This window comes from Parvibaculum sp. (assembly GCF_049672805.1).
Lineage (GTDB): Bacteria > Pseudomonadota > Alphaproteobacteria > Parvibaculales > Parvibaculaceae > Parvibaculum.
In genome coordinates, this window is sequence record NZ_JBATWS010000338.1 from 1 (window position 1) to 1993 (window position 1993).

At 61.3% G+C, this 1993-nt stretch carries 2 protein-coding genes; both read right to left on the bottom strand.

Translation table 11 applies throughout. The annotated features are described in order from the left end of the window. Nucleotides 1-1527 (bottom strand): ABC transporter permease (locus tag WBF74_RS10745; RefSeq protein ID WP_424439385.1); only part of this gene is annotated, 1527 nt, incomplete at its 3' end. Nucleotides 1528-1538: 11 nt separating this feature from the next. Beyond that, nucleotides 1539-1993 (bottom strand): efflux RND transporter periplasmic adaptor subunit (locus WBF74_RS10750; protein ID WP_424439388.1); only part of this gene is annotated, 455 nt, incomplete at its 5' end.

Sequence of the window (1993 nt, forward strand, 5' to 3'; positions counted from 1 at the left end):
GCGGATCTGGAAATCTTCCGTCCGGTGACGATTGAGAAGAAGGGAATGAATCTCCTTTTCCGTCTCGCCCACAAGATCGGCATTCACGACCTTCGCGGTAATTGAGTCCGCATATTGTTGTCCGAAGAGGCGCATGAAGCCCGTGGTGATCGGCACAAAGGCAACATCGTCCTGATCGCGCCCGAAGGCGGCGGCACCCTTGGGTTCCATCACGCCAACAACTTCAAAGGGGATATTGCCGACGAGAACATACTCGCCGAGCGGATCCTTGTGATCGGGGAAGAGCGCATCCACCACGGTCTGTCCGAGCACAACCACAGGCGCATAGCCATTGAGATCGATGTCGGTAAAGAAGCCGCCATAGGCCACGTTCCAGTCGCGCACAACTGTCAACGAGGGCCATGTCCCTTCAACCTGCGTGCGGTAATCGACATTGCCATAGCGAAGCGTTGTCGCGGTGCTGCGAGAGGGGACGGCGGCCTGCACATTTGGCACACCGAGGATCGCTTCTGCATCTGCCGGGACAAGCGTTGCCACATCTCCGCTGCCGCGCACACCGGGCGCGCCGGGCCGAACCACGAGCAGATTGGTTCCCATGCTCTGCATGGAACTCATGATGTTTGCCTTGCTGCCATCGCCGATGGCGAGCATCACCACGACGGCGGCAACACCGATCACGACACCAAGCAGCGTGAGCGCCGTGCGAAAAATATTGGCGCGGAGCGAGCGGAACGCCATTTTCACCGCTTCGGCAATCTCCGCCTGGATCACCATGGCGCCGCGCCGGGTGGGCCCTTCGTCCGACGCGGCACTGGCGGTGGCGCGCTTCTCCCCGCTATCGGAGAGAATGCGCCCGTCGCTGATCTGGATCAGCCGGTCCGCATGTTCCGCCACAACCGGGTCATGCGTGATGAGAATGACGGTGCGGCCCTCTGCATTCAGGTCTTTCAGCACCTGAAGCACATCAGCGCCGCTCTGCGTATCAAGCGCGCCTGTCGGTTCGTCGGCGAGGATAACGTCGGCACCGTTCATCAATGCGCGGGCAATCGAGACACGCTGCTGCTGGCCGCCGGAAAGCTCGGACGGGCGATGCGCGGCGCGGCTCCCCATGCCGAGGCGGGTAAGAAGTTCGATGGCACGCGAGCGCCTTTCAGTGCGCGAGGCACCGGCATAGATGGCCGGCAGTTCGACATTTTCCGCGGCCGTCATGGTGGTCAGCAGGTTATACCGCTGGAACACGAAGCCGAATGTGTCGCGCCGGAGCGCGGCGAGATCATCCGGCGAGAGCGTGGAGACATCGATGCCGGATACCTTGTAGGTGCCGCCTGTAGGCCGGTCGAGGCAGCCGAGAATATTCATCAGCGTGGACTTCCCCGAACCCGACTGCCCCATGATCGCGACAAACTCGCCCCGTCGGATCGTCAGGGAAACTCCGTCCAGCGCGCGCACTTCCGTGCCCCCGGTCTGGTAAACCTTGGTCACGTCGCGAAGCTCGATCAGGGGAGGTACGGTCCGGGGGGAGGGCATGGACGCGGACCTTAGAAGAAGCTCGGCGCGCGCCGACGGGCGCCCGCTTCGCCACCCGCGGCACCTGACGCGGAACCGGATGAGATGCCGGTGACGACTGTTTCACCTTCCTCAAGGCCACTCTTGATCTCGACACTGATGCGATTGGCGATGCCGGTTTCGACTTCGCGCTGCTCAATATTGTTGCCCTTCATCACGGACACATAGGACTTGCCATCAGCACCGCGCGTCACCGCGCTCACCGGAACGCTGATAACATCACGCGCTTCGTCGAGAAGGAAAAAGACCTGCGTGGTCATATCCTTCATCAGCTTGCCGTCCGGATTGGCAATGTCGATCAGCACCGTATAGAGAACGACATTGTTTTCGATGACGGGTGTGGGAAGGATCTGCCGAACAGTGGAGCGCCACTGCACGTTCGGGGCACCAAGCGTCGTGAAATAGACGGGCATACCCTTGGTGAGAC